Consider the following 16,859-nt stretch of genomic DNA (forward strand, 5'->3'; position numbering starts at 1 on the left):
TCGGAGTGCTTTCCGCGTCGCGGGCGGGTCGGCCCGGCGCGGGGTCACGGGAGCAGCAGCTCGGCCACGGCTTCGAGGTCCGCCACCACGGTGGTCGCGTGCGCGAGGTCCTCCGTGCCGGTCGTGGAGGCCACGGCCACCACGGGCATGCCCGCGTCCAGTCCGGAGCGGACCCCGCTCACCGAGTCCTCCACCACCACGCACCGCGCGGGGGCGACCCCCAGGCGCTCGGCGCCCAGCAGGTACGGGGCCGGATGTGGTTTGCCCGCGGTCACCTGGTCGGCGGTGACCAGCACGCGGGGCAGGGGCAGTTCCGCCGTCGCGATCCGCGAACGCGCGATCCGGTCGCTCCCGGAAGTGACGATGGCCCAGGGCCGTCCGCGCGCGTCGAGTTCGGTGAGGAGTTCGCGCGCACCGGGCACGCCCCGGACGCCGTCCCCGGCGGCGGCCTCGTGGTCCTCGATCCGCGGCGCCTCGGTCAGCGGGTCCAGGTGCGGGGCGAAGAGGCGGACCAGGTCGACGTCGGTCCGCCCGTGGTGGTGTTCGAGCACCGCGCCGACGTCCACGCCGCGCTCCACGGCCCACGCGGTCAGCCCCGCGCGGATGCTCTCGGTGGAGTCCACCAGCACGCCGTCCAGGTCGAACAGCACGGTCGCCTCGTCGTAGCCGCCCACGTCACTCCTTCGTCCGGGCCTCGTCGGGGACTCCAGGGTGCCACCCGCGACCGCCGGGGTGTCGGCGGAGGCGCCCCGCCGCACCTTCGGGAGGCGGTGACCGAACCGATCCGGCAGGGCGTCGGGTGCCCCTCCGCACGCCCGGTCAGGACGCGCCACGGGTGCGCCACCAGGGGTATGTCAATTACAGTTGACCCATGGACGCCGAACAGTTGACCTCACTCGCCCGCACCACCGGAGCCGACGACCCGCTGGTGGGGCTGGACGCCGTCGTCCGGATGCGCAGGGAGATGGAGCGGGTCGAGGCCGTCCTCGTCCGCCGCGCCCGCAACCGCGGCTCCACCTGGGCCGAGATCGCCCGGGTGCTCGGCGTGTCCAAGCAGGCCATCCACAAGAAGTACGGCGGCCGGGGGCTCTTCGGCGGGCAGGAGTAGGAACGCCGCACCGGCCCTGCGCCGCCGGTCGGCGCGGCGCCGCTCAGCCCGGTGCCCACCGTCAGAGCAGTGCCGCCGCGAACCGCTCCGTCCGGCCGCCGCAGCGCCCGCTCGGACGTGCCGCCCACCGTCACGGGTACGCGCCGCGCCGGACGGGGGCGAACACCCCGCGCTCGTAGGAGTGGAAACGCCCCTCGAACGGCCCCTCGCCCTCGGACAGGTGCCGCAGCAGCCGCAGCGTCTCGTCGGTCCGTGCGCCGCGCGTGGCGAAGTCCGACCCCACGGCCTCGAACTCCTCACGCGACCAGCCGGTCCCCACGCCCAGGACGAACGGACCGTGCATCGGCGCCACCAGCACCGATGTGCCCAGCCGGATCCGCCGCCTCCGTGCCACCGGTGCGGGGGCCGGGGACGGGCCAGGTGTTCCCGTACCGTCCTCGCCGGGAGGCCGGGAGGCCTACCGGGGCGAGGGCAGGGACACCTCGACCAGCACCGCCCTGTGGTCGGTGCCGGCCACCTCCACCACCTCCAGGCCGTCGACGCCCATCCGGGGGTGCACCAGCACGTGGTCGATGGCCAGACCCGGCACCGCCCGCCCCACCGGCCACGTGGGCTCCAGCCCCTCGCCCAGGACGGCGGCCGCGCTGAGGTACCCCGCGTCCATGACACCGCGCAGCGCCGCGTGGTCGAGCGTGGCGTTGAAGTCCCCGGCCAGGACCCGCATCGTGTCCGGGTCGCCCGCCTCGGCCAGGCCCTCCAGCTCCCCGCGCCAGGAGTCCGCGTACGCGGGGGACAGCGGCGGCGGGACGTGCACCGACGTCACCTCCAGCACGTCGTCCTCCCCGTCCCCGTCGCCGTCCTCGGGCAGCCGCACGACGGCGGTCGGCATCGCGAACGTGTCCCGGCCCGCCTCCCCGCCGCCGGTGCCGGTGAGCGGAAAGGCCGAGTGGACGGTGCTCCCGTGCACGCCCCGGGGGTCGGAGCGGTCGACCGCGTGCGGCAGCAGGTCGTCCAGCCCGGCCGCGGACAGTTCGCGCACCAGGCCGGGTGTGACCTCCTGGAGGGTGAGCACGTCCACCTCCCGGTCGCGCACCAGCGACACCACCCGCGCCGTGTCGGCGCCGCCGCCGAGCATGTTCAGGGTCATGACCCGCACGACCGGACCACCCGCGGAGGTCACGCCGAACGGCACCGCGCGGGGCACGACCACGGCGGCCAGCGCCAACGTCACCGAGGTCAGGACCGCCACGGCCCCCCAGCGCCGCAGCAGTCCGGCCGCCACCGCCGCCAGCGGAGCGGCGGCCAGCGCGTAGGGCGTGAAGGCCAGCGCGGGCACCAGGGGCCAGCCCCGTTCCAGGCCCAGGACCCGCAGCAGGGCGAACGCCGCGAACCCCGCGGCGGCCAGCGCGACCAGGACGGTCACCGCTGGGGAGCGGCCCGGGGGCCCGGAGCCCCCGTCGTCCGCCGCTTCCGTGCCCCCGCCCGGTACCTTTACGCGTTCCATCGCCGTCCTCCCCGGAGCGGACGCCGCCGCCCGCCCTCCACGGGGTTAGGACTACACCACCGCGGCGCGGGTTCGGGGCAGCCGCGGCATCCGGGCCCGACGGCGCCGGACCCCCGGGCGGCCCCTTCAGCAGGCGCGGGCGGCCGACACCAGGCGCCGGTGCACCTCCTCCAGGCACGGGTTGGCCGCCACCCCCGGGCGCCGTACCAGGTACAGCGTGGTGACCGGCGGTTCCTCCGGGGCCAGGAGCGCCACCAGGCGCCCCTCGGCCAGCGCCTCCCGGCACAGGCGGCGCGGCAGCACCGTCGCCCCCGCCCCCGCCGTGACGGCCGACACCACCCCGCGCAGGTCGGGCACGGTGACCGCGGGCGCACACGTCAGACGCACCCCGAACACCTGCCGCCAGTAGCGGCGCAGGACCGACAGCTCGTCGTCGTGGGCCACCAGCGGGACCGCGCACAGCGCGGAGGCCCCCTGGCGCAGGAGCCGGTCGCGGCCGATCCGGTCGGCCCACACCGGCGACGCCACCAGCACGAACTCCTCGTCTGCGAGGGGTGCGGCGACCAGGGTCCGCCCGCGCGGCCGCACCGCGGACACCACCAGGTCGTACCGGTCCCGGCGCAACTCCTCCAGCAGGTCCTCGGCCTGACCGGTGCGCACGCGCAGCCGCAGGCCGCCCTCCACCAGCGGCGCGAGCGCGGGCAGCACCAGCGCGTGCAGCGCCTCGGCGGGACCCGCCACGCGCAGCGGCGCGGGAGACGCGGACGAGCCGTCCCCGCCGCGCCCGGCCACCACCTCCAGCGAGTCCAGGGGTCCGGCCACACGCGCGGCCAGGTCGTTGGCCTCGGCGGTCGGAGCCACGCCCCGGGGCAGCCGCTCGAAGAGGGGGTGTCCGAGCCGCCGCTCCAGGGAACGGATCTGGGTGGTGACCGTGGGCTGCGACAGCCGCAGCAGCTGCGCTGCGGCCGTGAAGGACCCCGACCGGTGTACGGCCAGGAAGGTCCTCAACTGCTGCAGATCGAGCGGTCCGCCGGGCCGCGGGTCGGCCGCCGTGCCCGAAGCATTGACATTCCTATAGCTCACCTCGCCGATTTTATTGGTCGGTGAATGGATAGTCGGACTAGTGTCTGTTCGGTCGGCGGGTCACCGCGCCGACACCCAGCGAAGTCACGGAGGTCACACCATGTCCGTCACCAGCAGGGAGGTCCACCTGGTGGCCCGTCCCGTCGGCGAGCCCGAGCCCGCCGACTTCTCCCTCGTGGAGACCACCGTCGCCGACCCCGGACCCGGACAGGTCCTGGTGCGCAACGACTGGATGTCCGTGGACCCGTACATGCGCGGCCGCATGAACGACGTCAAGTCATACGTCCCCCCGTTCCGGCTGGGCGAGCCGATGGACGGCGGCGCCGTGGGCGTGGTCACCGCCTCCGGCAGCGACGACGTCCCGGTGGGCACCACCGTCCTGCACGGGGCCGGATGGCGCGAGTACGCGCTCCTGCCCGCGGATTCCGTGCGCGCGGTGGACGCCTCCCTCGCGCCCGCCGAGGCCTACCTCGGCGTGCTGGGCATGGTCGGCCTCACCGCCTACGCGGGCCTGACCGAGGTCGCCCCGGTGCGCGAGGGCGACGTGGTGTTCGTCTCCGGCGCCGCGGGAGCGGTCGGATCCGCCGCCGGCCAGATCGCCCGCCAACTGGGGGCTTCCCGGGTGGTCGGCTCCGCGGGCGGTCCGGAGAAGAAGCGCCGCCTCCTGGAGGACTTCGGCTTCGACGCCGCCATCGACTACCGCGAGGGCCGCCTGGAGGAGCAGCTCGCCGAGGCCGCGCCCGAGGGCATCGACGTCTACTTCGACAACGTCGGCGGCGACCACCTCAGGGCCGCCATCGCCGCGATGCGCAACCACGGCCGGATCGCCCTGTGCGGCGCGATCTCGCAGTACAACGCCACCGAGCCCGAGCCAGGTCCGGACAACCTCTTCCTGGCCGTCGGCAAGCGCCTCACCCTGCGCGGGTTCATCGTCGGCGACCACGGCCACCTGATGAAGGAGTACGCCGAGCGCGCCTCCGAGTGGATCGTCGACGGCAGGCTGCGCACCGAGCAGACCGTCGTCGACGGCATCGACAACGCCGTGCGGGCCTTCCTCGGCATGATGCGGGGCGCCAACACCGGCAAGATGCTGGTCCACCTCACACCCTGAACCGCTTGCCTGGAGTGCGCTCCAGGTGGCCACCATGGGGGAGCACCCCACGAGCAACGACGAGTCCGCCACGACGGAAGGGCGCTCATGCAGCACGTCACGCTGAACAACGGCCTCACCATGCCCCAACTCGGGTTCGGCGTCTGGCAGGTTCCCGACGACGAGGCCCAGGCCGCGGTGGCGACCGCCCTGGAGACCGGGTACCGCAGCATCGACACCGCCAGGATCTACGACAACGAGCGGGGCACGGGCCGGGCCCTGGCCGAGTCGGGCATCGCCCGCGAGGAGCTGTTCGTCACCACCAAGCTGTGGAACGACGAGCAGGGCTACGACAGCACCCTCAAGGCCTTCGACGCCAGCCTGGACCGCCTCGGCCTGGACTACGTGGACCTGTACCTGATCCACTGGCCCTGCCCCAGGCGGGACGCCTACGTCGAGAGCTGGAAGGCGATGGAGCGCATCCACGCCGAGGGCCGCGCCAGGTCCGTCGGCGTGTCCAACTTCACCGAGCCGACCCTGGACCGCCTGGTCGCGGAGACCGACGTCGTCCCCGTGCTCAACCAGATCGAGCTGCACCCCTACTTCTCGCAGGAGGCCATGCGGGCCGTCAACGCCCGCCACGGCCTCCTCACCGAGGCCTGGAGCCCGCTGGGCCAGGGCAAGGGGCTGCTGGAGGACCCGGAGCTGACCGCCCTGGGCGAGAAGCACGGCAGGTCCGCGGCGCAGGTCGTGCTGCGCTGGCACCTCCAGCTCGGCAACGTCGTGATCCCCAAGTCGGTGACCCCGTCCCGTATCCGTGAGAACTTCGACGTGTTCGGCTTCGAGCTGTCCAGCGGGGACATGGACCGGGTCTCGGCTCTCGACCGGGGCGGGCGGATCGGCTCGGACCCCGCCACCGTCGGCTGACCGGTCCGTTCCCGGGCCGGCTCCCGGTCCGGGAACACCCCGGCAGGGGCGGGGGGCGTGGCCGGAGGCGGCCGAGAAGGGGCGGACGAAAGACCTCAGAGCAGGGCGAACGGCTCAACAGGGGACACCCCGTGCCGTGCGCGGATCTCTTTCGCGTGTCTGTTGGGACACTCCGAGCGTCTTCGAGTGGCGTGGTGCCGAACGGAGGCGTACAGTCCTCTCTTGGCGCGCCGACAAGCAAGGACGGCGGCCAGTCTCCTCTTAGGCGAAGCAGATCATGACCGTCGTCCCGCACCGCGCCGCGCGCGTGTACCGCTCCGACAACGCCGAGCGCTCCGTGCACGCCTGGTGCCACAAAGCCCTGAGCCAGTGGCCCGAACTCGGACCCCTCCCGCCCGTGGAGACCCGCCTGGGCAGCACGCAGGCCTTCCGCTCCGCGGGCGGCCCCGGCACCCCGGTGCTGGTGCTCTCGGGCACCAACTTCAACGCGGCCGCCACGGTGCCCGCGGCCCGCGCGCTGTCCGCGGACCGGCCGGTGCTGCTGGTCGACCTGCCCGGGCAGCCGGGCCTGAGCTGCAACCAGAGGGTCGGCGGCGCCAGGATCGAGACCTACGGCGCGTGGCTCGACGAGCTCCTGCCCCAGATCACCGACGGACCCGTCCTCGTGCTGGGGCACTCGCGCGGCGCCGCCATCGCGCTCGCCTCCACGCCGTCCCCGCTGGTCGCCGGGATCCTGCTGCTCAACCCGGCCGGACTGACCGCGGCCGGGGTCAGCTCCGAGTCCATGCGCGCCACCCTGCCGTGGATGATCCACCCCAACGAGCAGACCAGCGGACGCCTGGTCGAGTTCCTCAGCGGCCCCGCCACCGAGTGCGACAAGCACCGGGCCGAGGCCGAGTGGTTGACCCTGGTGGCCCGGTACTGCCGCGCGGGGTCCACCCCCAGCCCGCTGCCGGCGGAGCACTTCCGCGCATGGGCCCGGACCCCGGTCGCCGTCGCGACCGGGTCGCACGACCCGTTCTTCTCGCCCGCGCGCCTGCACGGCCCGGCCCGCCGGTTCCTGGACGCCGACGTCCACACCATCGAGGGCGCGGGACACCTGTCGCTCTACGAGCAGCCGGAGCGCGTGCGCGAGCTGCTCGGCGAACTCGACGCCTGATCGCCTCCGGACGGGGGCGGAGGCGCCGCCGCGCGCGGTTCGCGGACGTCGCCCGGCCCGCTCCGGGCCGACCTCCTCCCGGGTGGGGTCCCCGGCCTCCTCCGCGGCTCCCGTGCGCGGTGACAGGATGGTACGTATGCGTGCGAAAGGGTACGTAGCGTACTCAACCCTGCGAGAACGTTCCTAATGTGGTTTTTCGCATATTTAAACAGTGATTTTTCGGTGTGTTGCTAATGGTGGCGGGTAAGGACGTTCCCGACTCTCCCCGAAAGGAAGGATAAACAGGGAACCCGCCCGTAAGGACGTATCCTTGCCCGAGGTCGGTGCGGGCTGACGGGCCCTTGTCCCTCGACGAACGTCCCCGAATCACCAGAAAGCAATCGGCATGTTCGAAAAGCTGGCGCATAAGCTGGGGCTCGAGACGAACCCGGCGATCTTCTTCGTGTCCGCCGCGTTGACCATCGTTTTCGTGGTGTCCGCGATCTTCTTCACCGACACGGTGGACGCCGTCTTCGGAGCCACCTCCGGCTGGATCCTCACCAACCTGGGGTGGCTCTACATCCTCGGCGTGACCACCTTCCTCATCTTCCTGGTCTGGATCGCGTTCAGCAGGTTCGGGCGCGTACGGCTGGGCCCGCCGGAGAGCACGCCCGACTACAGCAACCCCATCTGGTTCGCCATGCTGTTCGCCGCCGGCATCGGCAGCATCCTGATGTTCTGGGGCGTGGCCGAACCGATCAGCCACTACGCCGAACCCCCGCGTTCGGGCGTCGACCCGCAGACCATCGAGGCGGCCGAGGAGGCGATGGGCTTCACGCTCTACCACTTCGGCCTGCACACCTGGACGATCTTCTGCCTGCCGGGGCTCGCCTTCGCCTACTTCGTGTACCGCAAGGGACTGCCCTTCCGGGTCAGCTCGGTCTTCGAGCCCTTCCTCGGCGACCGGATCAACGGTCCCATCGGGCGGACCATCGACATCGTCGCGGTCCTGGGCACCCTGTTCGGCGTCGCCGTCACCATCGGCCTGGGCACCCTCCAGATGAACAGCGGCCTCAACACCCTGTTCGGCCTTGAGGAGAGCCGCGTCAGCCAGCTCATCCTCATCGCGATCGTCACCACCGTCGCCGTGATCTCCGTGGCCACCGGCCTCGACGTCGGCATCAAGTGGCTGTCCACGATCAACATCTACATGGCCGTGGGGCTGCTGCTCTTCGTCTTCCTCGCCGGTTCGACGCTCTACCTGGCCAAGGGGATCATCGAGACCACGGGCGTCTACCTGGAGATGCTGGTCCCGCTGTCGTTCTGGAACGACACCTTCGCCAACACCGGCTGGCAGGGTTCCTGGACCGTCTTCTACTGGGCGTGGACCATCACCTGGTCACCCTTCGTCGGCATCTTCATCGCGCGCATCTCCAAGGGCCGGACCATCCGGGAGTTCATCCTCGGCGTGCTGGCCGCGCCCACCGCGTTCAGCGTCGTGTGGTTCAGCGTGTTCGGTCTTTCGGCCTTCGACATCGAGCGCAACCAGGGCGGCGGCCTCGTGGACGAGGTGGTCGCGCAGGAGGACATCCCCGGTTCCCTGTTCACCTTCCTGGAGCACTTCCCGCTGACAACGCTCTTGTCGGTGGTGGCCATCCTCATCGTCATCATCTTCTTCACCACGTCCTCGGACTCGGCCTCCCTGGTGGTGGACATGCTCTGCTCAGGCAAGAGCAACAACCCCACCCGGCAGCGGGTCTTCTGGGGGATCACCGAGGGCGTCGTCGCCGCGACCGTGCTCACCGCCTCCGGCGTGGGCGGCCTGGACGCCCTGCAACAGACGATCATCGTGTTCGGGCTGCCCTTCTTCGTGATCGGCTTCTTCATGATGGTGGGGCTGGTGCGCTCGCTGCACGCCGAGTTCGCGGAGGGGTCGGGTCTCCAGCGCGAACGCAAGGCCCCGCTGGCCACCAGGGCGCGCAGGATCCAGCGGCGGCACCGGCGCCTGGGCGAGTCCGGGCCCCGCACCGGCGAGCGCAACGGGGGCAACGGCAACGGCGACGGCGCCCCCCGGTAGGGGGAGGGCTCAGCGCCGTCACGGGCCCCGGCCGCTCCGGCCGGGGCCCTCACGCGGGCCAGAAGAAGGAGTCGACCCCGGCGCACAGCCGCAGCCGCTCGGGGTCGACGTCCTCCCGCCCGTAGGCGTCCAGGAACCGTTCGACGTCCGGCGGCCCGAACTGCGGGTTCATCGGACTGAGCAGGCTGCCCGCCATGTCGGCCAGGTCCGCGTGGGGGTCCCCCAGCCCGGCCCGCCCCAGGTCCACCAGGGCCCAGCCGTCCGCCCGCGCGGGGCCGGGGCCCCCGCCCGAGGACCGGCGCGCGCGTGCCGCACCGCCGCGCACGGAGCCGGTGTCGAGCAGCACGTTGGGCAGGCAGTAGTCGCCGTGGACCAGCGCGGTCCGTCCGGGGCCCAGGGCACGCGCCAGACCGGCCAGCTCGGAGAGCACCTCGGCGGCGGGCGGCCCCTCCCTGCCCGCGGCGGCCCAGGAGCGTTCCACCAGCCCGGAGGCGACCCGCTCCCGCGCCCGTTCGAGCTGGGCGGGCAGCGTCATGTCGAAGGGGCACCCCGCGGCCGGAACGCGGTGCAGCGCGCGGGCGGCCCGGGCGAGCAGGTCGACCACCCGCGACCGCTCCCCGGCGGGCCAGGGCTCGTGGGCGGCGCGCCCGTCCAGGTGGTTCATGGCCAGCCAGCGCAGCCCCGCCCAGGAACCCGAGTCCAGCACGCGCGGCACCGGCAGCCCCCGCCCGGCCAGCCAGCGCAGGCGCCGCTCCTGGCCCAGGAGTTCGGCCACCAGGTCGGGGCGTTCGGCGTCCACCGACTTGAGCACCGCGAAGGGCCGGTCCCGGGCGTCGAACAGCCGGGCCACACGGGCTCCGGAAAGCCCCACGTCGAGTTCCTCAACGCGGGCGGCGTCCACGGACGGAGGGATGCGCATGCCTCGCACCCTAGCCCCGCCGCCCGCCCGGTTCCCGGCGGCCCACGGCACGGACGGCACCACCGGCCTGTCCCACCGCCCGCCCCGGACCCAGCGGTCCGCGGCACCGGCGGCTTGCGCCGAGCACGTCCCGGATCCGCCGGCGGGGCTCCGGGCCGCCGCGTGCGCTAACCGCCGGAAGACGCGGGGGAACCCTTCTCCGGGGCCGTGGGGGAGGCGGCGCGCGGGTCCAGGCCGAGGACGGGCAGGATCACCTCGTCCACGATCCGCTCCACGTACTCCCCGTCGGGCGGCCCCTGGTGGTCCATGGCGTACTTGATGAGCATGGCCTCACCGATGTCGTCGGTGACGGAGGTGACGCGGGAGGGGTCGATCCTGCCGTGGTCGGCGTAGTGCTCGAGGACGGTGCGGGTGAAGCGCCCCCCGCGGGAGTCGAAGACCTCCCGCACGAACCGGTCGTAGAGCTCGGGGTGGTGCCTGGCCTCGGCGACCACGGAGAACATCGCCTGTCCCAGGGACCGGCTCATGGTGTCGCGCAGGAGCATGAGGGCCCTGACGAGGTCCCCGCGCAGGTCGTCGGCGCCCGGCGTGGGGACCTCCTGCGGGTAGGTGTGGTACATCGCGTCCAGCAGGATGTCCCCCGGCGTGGGCCAGCGCCGGTACAGCGAGGTCTTGGCCGTGCCCGCCCTGCGGGCGATCCCCTCCATGGACAGGCGGGCGACACCGACGTCCGCGGCCTCCAGGATGACCGCCTCGTGGATGGCGTCCAGCAGTTCCCGCCCGCGTCTGCGCGTGGCCCGGGGCGCCTCCTCCCGCGCGTCCGGCGCCGTCTCCCCCGCCTCGTCGTCGACCCGCGGCCGCTCCCGGTCAACCATGCTCTTCCCAACTAAGCTACGGTGGCGTATCTTAGAAGGGGATTGGATACGCGTCCGTATCCAATGCTATCCCCTTCCGTGTGATCGGAGTTCAGTATGTCTCTTCCCCCCTCCCCGCCGCCTTCGCCCGGGGGCGTGGCACTCGACCGGCGCTCCCCGGCGCCCGACCTGGCACGCGGGGTGATGCTGCTGGTCATCGCCGTCGTGCACGCGCACATCGTCTGGGTGATGGCCACCGGGGGCCAGAGTTCCGCTTCGGGCGGCCTCCTCGACACCGCCTCCACCGCCCTGCTCATGCTGTTCGCCGAGGCGCGCGGATACCCCATGTTCGCGGCGCTGTTCGGCTACGGGCTCGCCTGGATCCACCTGCGCCGCACCGCCGAGGGGCGACCGGAGCCTTGGGTGCGCTCACTGGTGCGCCGCCGCGGCCGGTGGATGGTGCTGATCGGGCTCCTGCACACGGTCCTGCTCTTCTTCGGCGACATCGTCTCGGTCTACGGGCTCATAGCCCTGATGTTCGCGGGGCTGCTGTACGCCGGTGACCGGCGCCTGCTCGCCCACGCCCTCACCTGGGCCTCCCTGGGCTCGCTGTTCTACGCGGTCGTGAACAGCCTCCCGCTCTCCGACCCCGAGGCGGGCGGAGTCCTCACACAGGACCCGCTGGCCGACATGGTCACACGCCTGTTCACCTGGCCGGTCATGACCCCGATGCTCGTGGCGAGTTCGGTGTTCCCCTTCCTCGTCGGGGTCTGGGCGGCCCGCCGCCGCCTCATGGAACAGCCCGAGCGCAACCTCGGGCTGCTGCGCCGGGTCGCCCTCATCGGCATCCCGGTGGCGGTGGCCGGCGGACTGCCGCAGGCCCTGGTGGCCACCGGTCTGTGGGCACCCGAGTTCGTGCTCAAGGCCGGTGTGGGCTGGCTGCACGTCCTGACCGGCTACGCGGGCGGCTTCGGCTACGCCGCGCTCATCGCACTGATCGCGGTCCGCCTCGGTGACCGCGGAGGACCCGTCGTGCGGGCCCTGGTCGCCACCGGCCAGCGCTCCATGACCTGCTACCTGTTGCAGTCGGTGGGCTGGATGGTGCTGTTCGCGCCCTACGCCCTGGACCTGGCACCACAGCTGTCCGGGACCGCCGCCGTACTGCTCGGTGTCGCCGTCTGGCTGGCCACCGTGGTCCTGGCCGACCTCATGCGCCGCGCGGGGATCCGGGGCCCGGCCGAACGCCTCCTGCGCTGGGGAACCTACAGAACCGTGCGGGCCGAGCAGGAGGCCGAACCGGCGCGGAGATGACCGCGCCCCGGGGACCCTCGGCGGGGCCGCCGTCCGCGCTGGTCACCGGCTCGGCGCAAACCTCATGGCGGACAGCGCACGCCATCCGCGATGATGGCCACCATGTCCACCTCCGCACATGACGACGCGACCTTCCTGTCCGCCACCGCCGAACGGCTCGCCGCCCTTCCGGCCGTCGAGGCGGTCGCCCTCGGCGGTTCCCGGGCCCAGGGCACCCACCGCCCCGACAGCGACTGGGACCTGGCGGTCTACTACCGGGGGGACTTCGACCCGCAGACACTGCGGGACCTCGGCTGGGAGGGGGAGGTGTCGGAGATCGGCGGCTGGGGAGGCGGTGTCTTCAACGGCGGCGCCTGGCTGCGGATCGACGGCCGGGCGGTGGACGTGCACTACCGCGACCTGGACGTGGTCGAGCACCAGCTCTCCGAGGCACGGCAGGGACGCTTCCAGGTGGAACCCCTCATGTTCCACCTGGCGGGTATCCCCACCTACCTGGTCGTCGCCGAACTCGCCGTCGGCCGGGTCCTCGTCGGGGACCTGCCCCGGCCCGACTACCCCGAGGCGCTGCGCAGGAGCGCGCCGCCCGTCTGGCGGGGCAGGGCCGCGGCCACCCTGTCCTACGCCCGGCACAACCACGCCCCCTACGGCAGGGTCGCCCAGACCGCGGGCCTGCTGTCCCAGGCCGCCGCGCAGGCCGCGCACGCGGTCCTGGCCGAGCGCGGAGTCTGGGTCACCAACGACAAGGCCCTGCTGTCCACGGCCGGTCTGGAGGAGATCGACTTCGTGGTCGCTGGAATGACCGCCGACCCCCAGGACCTGAACTCGGCGGTCGCCGAGGCCGGACGGATCCTCGCCACGGCCTGACCGGCGCGCCGCAGTGGTGCCGGGAGCGGTCCTACCAGGTCATGTTGACGACCCCGCTGAACGTGGCGTACCCCGCCCGCTTGAAGGCCCGTGCCATCGGGACGTTGCCCGGGTCGGTGGCGGCGCGGATGCGTTCCACGCCCGGGCCAGGACGCGGGTGCCCCCGGCGAGGACCTCGTCGATGTACCCGTGGCCGCGGTGCCCGGGCAGCACCGCGATGTAGCCGATCATCGGGTGGTAGTCGTTGCGCGCGGGCAGGACGAACCCGACCGGCTCGCCGTCCGGCAGCGTCGCGACCCGCCACCAGGAGCGCGGCGTGGTGTACTCGCTGAACTCGAGCTTCCAGTTCTCGGCGGCCACCTGCTCCGCCGTGCTGTGTTCGAGGTCGGCGCGGTCGTGGGCGTCCAGGGTCCCGTCCAGGGCCCGGACCATCAGGCCGAGGATCTCCTCCTCGTCCCGGGCCGGTCGGAACCGGAGGCGTCCGCCCGCAGCCGGCACCGGGGACGGGGGCGTCCACTCGAAGCGCAACCGCTCCACCAGGAGCGATCCGCCGGTGCGTTCGACGGCGGCCATGAGTTCCCACGCGGTGCGGCGACTGTCGGCGTCCTCACGCCAGTCGGAGGGGACGACGCGCAGGTACTCGGGGGGTGTCCCGCCTCCGGGCAGGGGCGCCGCCGAGGCGGTGCGGAGCAGGTGTTCGAGGACCCCCGTGCGGTCCACGTCCCCGGCGGTGTCGTCCACGTCCAGGACGTCCAGCAGCAGGGGAGAGGTGTCACACCGCCCCGGCACCACCAGGAGAGGCGGGCCAGGAGGCGGTCGCCGTCCATGGCGACCCACATCCACGAGGGGCGTCGGCGCCCCCGGGCGAGGTCGTCGGCGGACTCGTGGTTCTGGGGGTAGGGGATCCGGTTGAAGAGGTCGAGCTCCTCAGGTCCGGTGATCGTACGGACGGTCAGGTCATTCACGGTCAAGGCGACACCTTCGGTGCGTGCGCCCGGCCGCTCCGGGGCCTCAGCCGTCGAGGCCGCCCCGGGAGGGCGCGAGCGCGGTGGTTGCGGTGAACACGGCTCCGCCTCCTCTCGTCGTCGGGGCCCCGGTTCCGCTGTGGTCGGGGCCGTGACTGTTGTAGCCGCGCTCCGACCGGCGGGCAAGCCTTTTTCGGTCGTGGGACGACCGGCGCCGCCCCTCGTGGCCGCTCGCCGGACACCTCAACCGCGTCCCGACCGGTTGTCCGGACCGGGACCACCGGCCTGTCCGGACCCACCCGTCTCGTGAGCCCCGTCGGCCGTCTGTGTCGGGGCCACCGGTGTTCCGGACGCCTCCCGCGCTCCGCCGCCCTCTCCCCGGACGGCCTCCGCGGTCTCGTTGACCTCCCGCGCGTCTTCGGTGTCCTGTCCGGAACCGCCGCCCGAAGCCGTGTGTCTCGACCGGCGCCAGGAACGGGTCACCGCCAGCGTCAGCACACCCGCCAGCAGACCCCAGAAGGCCGATCCCACACCGAACAGGGTGAGACCCGACGCCGTCGCCAGGAAGGTCACCACCGCGGCCTCCCGGGAGCGCTCGTCCCCCAGCGCGGACGCCAGCGAACCCCCGATCGTCCCGAGCAGGCCCAGCCCGGCGATGCCCAGGATCAGGGGCGGCGGCAGCGCGGCCAGCAGCGACGCCACCGTCGCCCCGAAGACCCCCACACACAGGTAGAAGACCCCCGCCCACACCCCGGCCAGGTAGCGGCGCTCGCGGTCGGGGTGCGCCTGCGGTCCGGTGCAGATGGCCGCGGTGATCGCGGCCAGGTTCATCCCGAAGCACCCGAACGGCGCCAGTACCAGGTTGGTCGCCCCGGTCCACCCGATCACCGGCGAGATCGGCACCCGGTAGCTGTCGCCCCGCAGCACCGCGACCCCCGGCAGGTTCTGCGAGGCCATGGTCACCACGAACAGCGGCAGCCCCACGCTCACCAGCACCTGCCAGGAGAACTCGGGTTCCACGAACACCGGCCGGGCCAGCGCCGGGGTCACCCCGCCCAGGTCCAGGGTCCCGCGCAGCGCCGCGGCGACACCGCCCGCGACCAGGGACACGATGACCGCGTAGCGAGGCAGCCACCGACGGCTCAACAGGTACGCCGCGAACATGGCGAACACGACCGCGAAGTCGTCCTCCATGCTCGTGAACAGCCCCATGCCGAACTGGAGCAGCACCCCGGCCAGCAGCCCCGCCGCGAGTGGCACCGGCACGCGGTCCATGACCCTCTCGAACCACCCGGTGACGCCGCTCAGGGTGATCAGCGCGGCCGAGAACAGGAACGCCCCCACCGCCTGTGCCATCGTCACCCCGTCCAGGCCCACCGCCAGCAGCGCGGCGCCGGGCGTGGACCAGGCGGTCACGATCGGGGCCCGGTGGCGCAGGGACAGTCCCACACAGGTCACCGCCATCCCCACACCCAGTGCCAGCATCCACGAGGCGGTCTGCTCGGAGGAGGCACCGGCGGCCTCGGCCGCGGTGAACACGATCGCCGCCGAACTTGTCACCCCGACCAGCACGGCGACCAGACCGGCCGCGACGGCGGGCGCGGGGGCCACGAGGCCGACAAGACGGGCGAGGGTTCTCATGGCCCACCATCCTCGCGCGCCACGGGACCCGACCCGTCGCCCGGGGGAGGGAAAACCGCTGGACCGGGCCGTGGCGGACGGGGAGGATGCCGCCATGGGACGCGATTTCGACGCACTCGTCGCCGAGGCCGACGCGGAGCCGACACAGGGCTGGGACTTCTCCTGGCTGGAGGGCCGGGCCACGGAACAGCGCCCCTCCTGGGGCTACCAGCGCACCATGGCCGGGTACATGGCCCGCGCGAGCGCCGCGCTCGACATCCAGACCGGCGGCGGCGAGGTGCTGGCGGGGGTCCCCGAACGCCCGCCCCTGACCGCGGCGACGGAGTCCTGGCCGCCCAACATCGCCGAGGCCACCCGGCTGCTCCACCCGCTGGGGGTCGCGGTCGTCGCCGACGATGACGAGCCGCCGCTGCCCTTCGCGGACGGTGCCTTCGACCTGGTGGTCTCCCGCCATCCGGTGACCGTGTGGTGGGAGGAGATCGCCCGGGTACTGGCTCCGGGCGGGACCTACCTCTCCCAACAGGTGGGCCCGGCGAGCGTCTTCGAGGTGGTGGAGTTCTTCCTGGGGCCGCAGCCCGGGGACACGCGGGCCTCCCGCCACCCGGACCGGGCGCGCCAGGGGGCGCGGGCGGCCGGGCTGGAGGTGACCGACCTGCGCATGGAGCGGCTGCGCACGGAGTTCTTCGACGTCGGCGCGGTCGTGTACTTCCTGCGCAAGGTGGTCTGGATGGTGCCCGGGTTCACCGTGGAGGCCTACCGGGACCGGCTCCGGGACATGCACGAGCACATCGAGCGGGAGGGGTCGTTCAGGGCCACCACGACCCGCTTCCTCATCGAGGCCCGCAAGCCCCGCTGACCCGTCCGGGCCGCGGGGCGCGGGCACCCGCCTGCTGCGGTCAGGACCGTGCCGAGACCCGCTGGACGACCTCGAAGCCCCAGATCTCGCTGTCGGTCGCGGCCGGGCCGCCGTGCCCCTGCCCGTGGCCCTGTCCGTGCCCGGCCGGCGCGCCCTTCTCCTGGGCGTCCGCGGCGGCCCGGGCGTGCCCCTGGCGGAAGGCCTGGCCGCTCACCCAGTTCTGGAAGTCCTCCTCGGACCGCCACCGGGTGTAGACCAGGTACTTGTCGGTGCCCTCGACCGGGCGCAGCAGTTGGAACTCCTCGAACCCGGGCTGGTCCTCCACGAGCCCGGCGCGCTTGGCGAAACGCTCCTCCAGGGTCGCACCGGCGCCCTCGGGGACGGTCAGGACGTTGAACTTGACGACGCTGCTCACACGGCACCTCTCTCGGTTGGCTGCGGTTCTCCCGCCCAACCTAGGACAACCTCCGCCGCAGCCCGCGCCGCCCCGCCCCCTCTCGGTGAACGCGCCCTCCCCGGCAA

General features: G+C 73.1%; 15 protein-coding genes and 2 pseudogenes. 8 read left to right on the top strand and 9 right to left on the bottom strand.

Features of this window, described 5'->3' with window-relative positions:
- Positions 1-44: 44 nt before the first annotated feature.
- Entirely contained in the window at positions 45-674 is a 630-nt protein-coding gene (locus ABD54_RS11855; RefSeq protein WP_047869515.1) for an HAD-IA family hydrolase, read from the bottom strand.
- Between the two features lie 197 nt (positions 675-871).
- Here ABD54_RS11855 and ABD54_RS11860 point away from each other — a divergent pair, with 197 nt between their 5' ends.
- Complete coding sequence (locus tag ABD54_RS11860; RefSeq protein WP_047869516.1) at positions 872-1,108, top strand: hypothetical protein; 237 nt, start codon at positions 872-874, stop codon at positions 1,106-1,108.
- A 95-nt stretch (positions 1,109-1,203) separates the two neighbouring features.
- On the opposite strand, the pseudogene ABD54_RS11865 reads toward ABD54_RS11860, so the two are convergent.
- The 3 genes and pseudogenes from ABD54_RS11865 to ABD54_RS11875 all read right to left on the bottom strand — a co-directional run.
- Positions 1,204-1,499: pseudogene (locus ABD54_RS11865) on the bottom strand (LLM class flavin-dependent oxidoreductase); the annotation flags it as partial.
- Between the two features lie 66 nt (positions 1,500-1,565).
- Entirely contained in the window at positions 1,566-2,612 is a 1,047-nt protein-coding gene (locus ABD54_RS11870; protein WP_047869517.1) for an endonuclease/exonuclease/phosphatase family protein, read from the bottom strand.
- Positions 2,613-2,738: 126 nt separating this feature from the next.
- Positions 2,739-3,695, bottom strand: a complete 957-nt coding sequence (locus tag ABD54_RS11875; RefSeq protein ID WP_268778179.1) for a LysR family transcriptional regulator — start codon at positions 3,693-3,695, stop codon at positions 2,739-2,741.
- A gap of 100 nt (positions 3,696-3,795) precedes the next feature.
- Here ABD54_RS11875 and ABD54_RS11880 point away from each other — a divergent pair, with 100 nt between their 5' ends.
- From ABD54_RS11880 to ABD54_RS11895, 4 genes are all read left to right on the top strand, one after another.
- The gene (locus ABD54_RS11880) at positions 3,796-4,806 is read left to right on the top strand and encodes an NADP-dependent oxidoreductase (RefSeq protein WP_047869519.1); all 1,011 of its coding nucleotides are present in this window, start codon (positions 3,796-3,798) and stop codon (positions 4,804-4,806) included.
- 87 nt (positions 4,807-4,893) lie between these two features.
- Positions 4,894-5,712, top strand: coding sequence for an aldo/keto reductase (locus tag ABD54_RS11885; protein WP_047869520.1), 819 nt, complete (start codon positions 4,894-4,896; stop codon positions 5,710-5,712).
- A gap of 277 nt (positions 5,713-5,989) precedes the next feature.
- Entirely contained in the window at positions 5,990-6,871 is an 882-nt protein-coding gene (locus tag ABD54_RS11890) for an alpha/beta fold hydrolase (protein WP_047869521.1), read from the top strand.
- Between the two features lie 385 nt (positions 6,872-7,256).
- Complete coding sequence (locus ABD54_RS11895) at positions 7,257-8,927, top strand: BCCT family transporter (protein ID WP_047869522.1); 1,671 nt, start codon at positions 7,257-7,259, stop codon at positions 8,925-8,927.
- A gap of 49 nt (positions 8,928-8,976) precedes the next feature.
- On the opposite strand, the gene ABD54_RS11900 is transcribed toward ABD54_RS11895, so the two are convergent.
- Together ABD54_RS11900 and ABD54_RS11905 are read right to left on the bottom strand one after the other, a co-directional pair.
- Positions 8,977-9,846, bottom strand: a complete 870-nt coding sequence (locus ABD54_RS11900; RefSeq protein WP_047869523.1) for an aminoglycoside 3'-phosphotransferase — start codon at positions 9,844-9,846, stop codon at positions 8,977-8,979.
- 167 nt (positions 9,847-10,013) lie between these two features.
- Positions 10,014-10,721 (bottom strand): TetR/AcrR family transcriptional regulator, encoded by a 708-nt coding sequence (locus tag ABD54_RS11905; RefSeq protein WP_047869524.1) that lies wholly within the window; start codon positions 10,719-10,721, stop codon positions 10,014-10,016.
- Positions 10,722-10,817: 96 nt separating this feature from the next.
- On the opposite strand from ABD54_RS11905, the gene ABD54_RS11910 reads away from it, so the two are divergent.
- Together ABD54_RS11910 and ABD54_RS11915 are read left to right on the top strand one after the other, a co-directional pair.
- Entirely contained in the window at positions 10,818-12,011 is a 1,194-nt protein-coding gene (locus ABD54_RS11910; protein ID WP_047869525.1) for a DUF418 domain-containing protein, read from the top strand.
- 90 nt (positions 12,012-12,101) lie between these two features.
- Complete coding sequence (locus tag ABD54_RS11915; protein ID WP_047869526.1) at positions 12,102-12,875, top strand: nucleotidyltransferase domain-containing protein; 774 nt, start codon at positions 12,102-12,104, stop codon at positions 12,873-12,875.
- Between the two features lie 31 nt (positions 12,876-12,906).
- Here the strand turns inward: ABD54_RS11915 and ABD54_RS11920 are convergent.
- Positions 12,907-13,846: pseudogene (locus ABD54_RS11920) on the bottom strand (GNAT family N-acetyltransferase).
- 237 nt (positions 13,847-14,083) lie between these two features.
- A complete protein-coding gene (locus ABD54_RS11925; protein WP_047869527.1) occupies positions 14,084-15,481 on the bottom strand; it encodes a benzoate/H(+) symporter BenE family transporter in 1,398 nt (465 codons plus the stop codon).
- A gap of 94 nt (positions 15,482-15,575) precedes the next feature.
- Here ABD54_RS11925 and ABD54_RS11930 point away from each other — a divergent pair, with 94 nt between their 5' ends.
- The gene (locus ABD54_RS11930) at positions 15,576-16,337 is read left to right on the top strand and encodes a class I SAM-dependent methyltransferase (RefSeq protein WP_047869528.1); all 762 of its coding nucleotides are present in this window, start codon (positions 15,576-15,578) and stop codon (positions 16,335-16,337) included.
- Positions 16,338-16,377: 40 nt separating this feature from the next.
- On the opposite strand, the gene ABD54_RS11935 is transcribed toward ABD54_RS11930, so the two are convergent.
- Entirely contained in the window at positions 16,378-16,752 is a 375-nt protein-coding gene (locus ABD54_RS11935) for an antibiotic biosynthesis monooxygenase (protein WP_047869529.1), read from the bottom strand.
- Positions 16,753-16,859 lie beyond the last annotated feature (107 nt).

This window comes from Nocardiopsis sp. RV163, assembly GCF_001029525.1.
Taxonomy (GTDB): domain Bacteria; phylum Actinomycetota; class Actinomycetes; order Streptosporangiales; family Streptosporangiaceae; genus Nocardiopsis; species Nocardiopsis dassonvillei.

Coding starts and splice junctions, on each gene's coding strand:
- ABD54_RS11915 (WP_047869526.1), top strand. CDS start 12,102: ATGATGGCCACCATGTCCACCTCCGCACATGACGACGCGACCTTCCTG.
- ABD54_RS11870 (WP_047869517.1), bottom strand. CDS start 2,612: ATGGAACGCGTAAAGGTACCGGGCGGGGGCACGGAAGCGGCGGACGAC.
- ABD54_RS11885 (WP_047869520.1), top strand. CDS start 4,894: ATGCAGCACGTCACGCTGAACAACGGCCTCACCATGCCCCAACTCGGG.
- ABD54_RS11895 (WP_047869522.1), top strand. CDS start 7,257: ATGTTCGAAAAGCTGGCGCATAAGCTGGGGCTCGAGACGAACCCGGCG.
- ABD54_RS11910 (WP_047869525.1), top strand. CDS start 10,818: ATGTCTCTTCCCCCCTCCCCGCCGCCTTCGCCCGGGGGCGTGGCACTC.
- ABD54_RS11890 (WP_047869521.1), top strand. CDS start 5,990: ATGACCGTCGTCCCGCACCGCGCCGCGCGCGTGTACCGCTCCGACAAC.
- ABD54_RS11905 (WP_047869524.1), bottom strand. CDS start 10,721: ATGGTTGACCGGGAGCGGCCGCGGGTCGACGACGAGGCGGGGGAGACG.
- ABD54_RS11900 (WP_047869523.1), bottom strand. CDS start 9,846: ATGCGCATCCCTCCGTCCGTGGACGCCGCCCGCGTTGAGGAACTCGAC.
- ABD54_RS11880 (WP_047869519.1), top strand. CDS start 3,796: ATGTCCGTCACCAGCAGGGAGGTCCACCTGGTGGCCCGTCCCGTCGGC.
- ABD54_RS11925 (WP_047869527.1), bottom strand. CDS start 15,481: ATGAGAACCCTCGCCCGTCTTGTCGGCCTCGTGGCCCCCGCGCCCGCC.
- ABD54_RS11860 (WP_047869516.1), top strand. CDS start 872: ATGGACGCCGAACAGTTGACCTCACTCGCCCGCACCACCGGAGCCGAC.
- ABD54_RS11930 (WP_047869528.1), top strand. CDS start 15,576: ATGGGACGCGATTTCGACGCACTCGTCGCCGAGGCCGACGCGGAGCCG.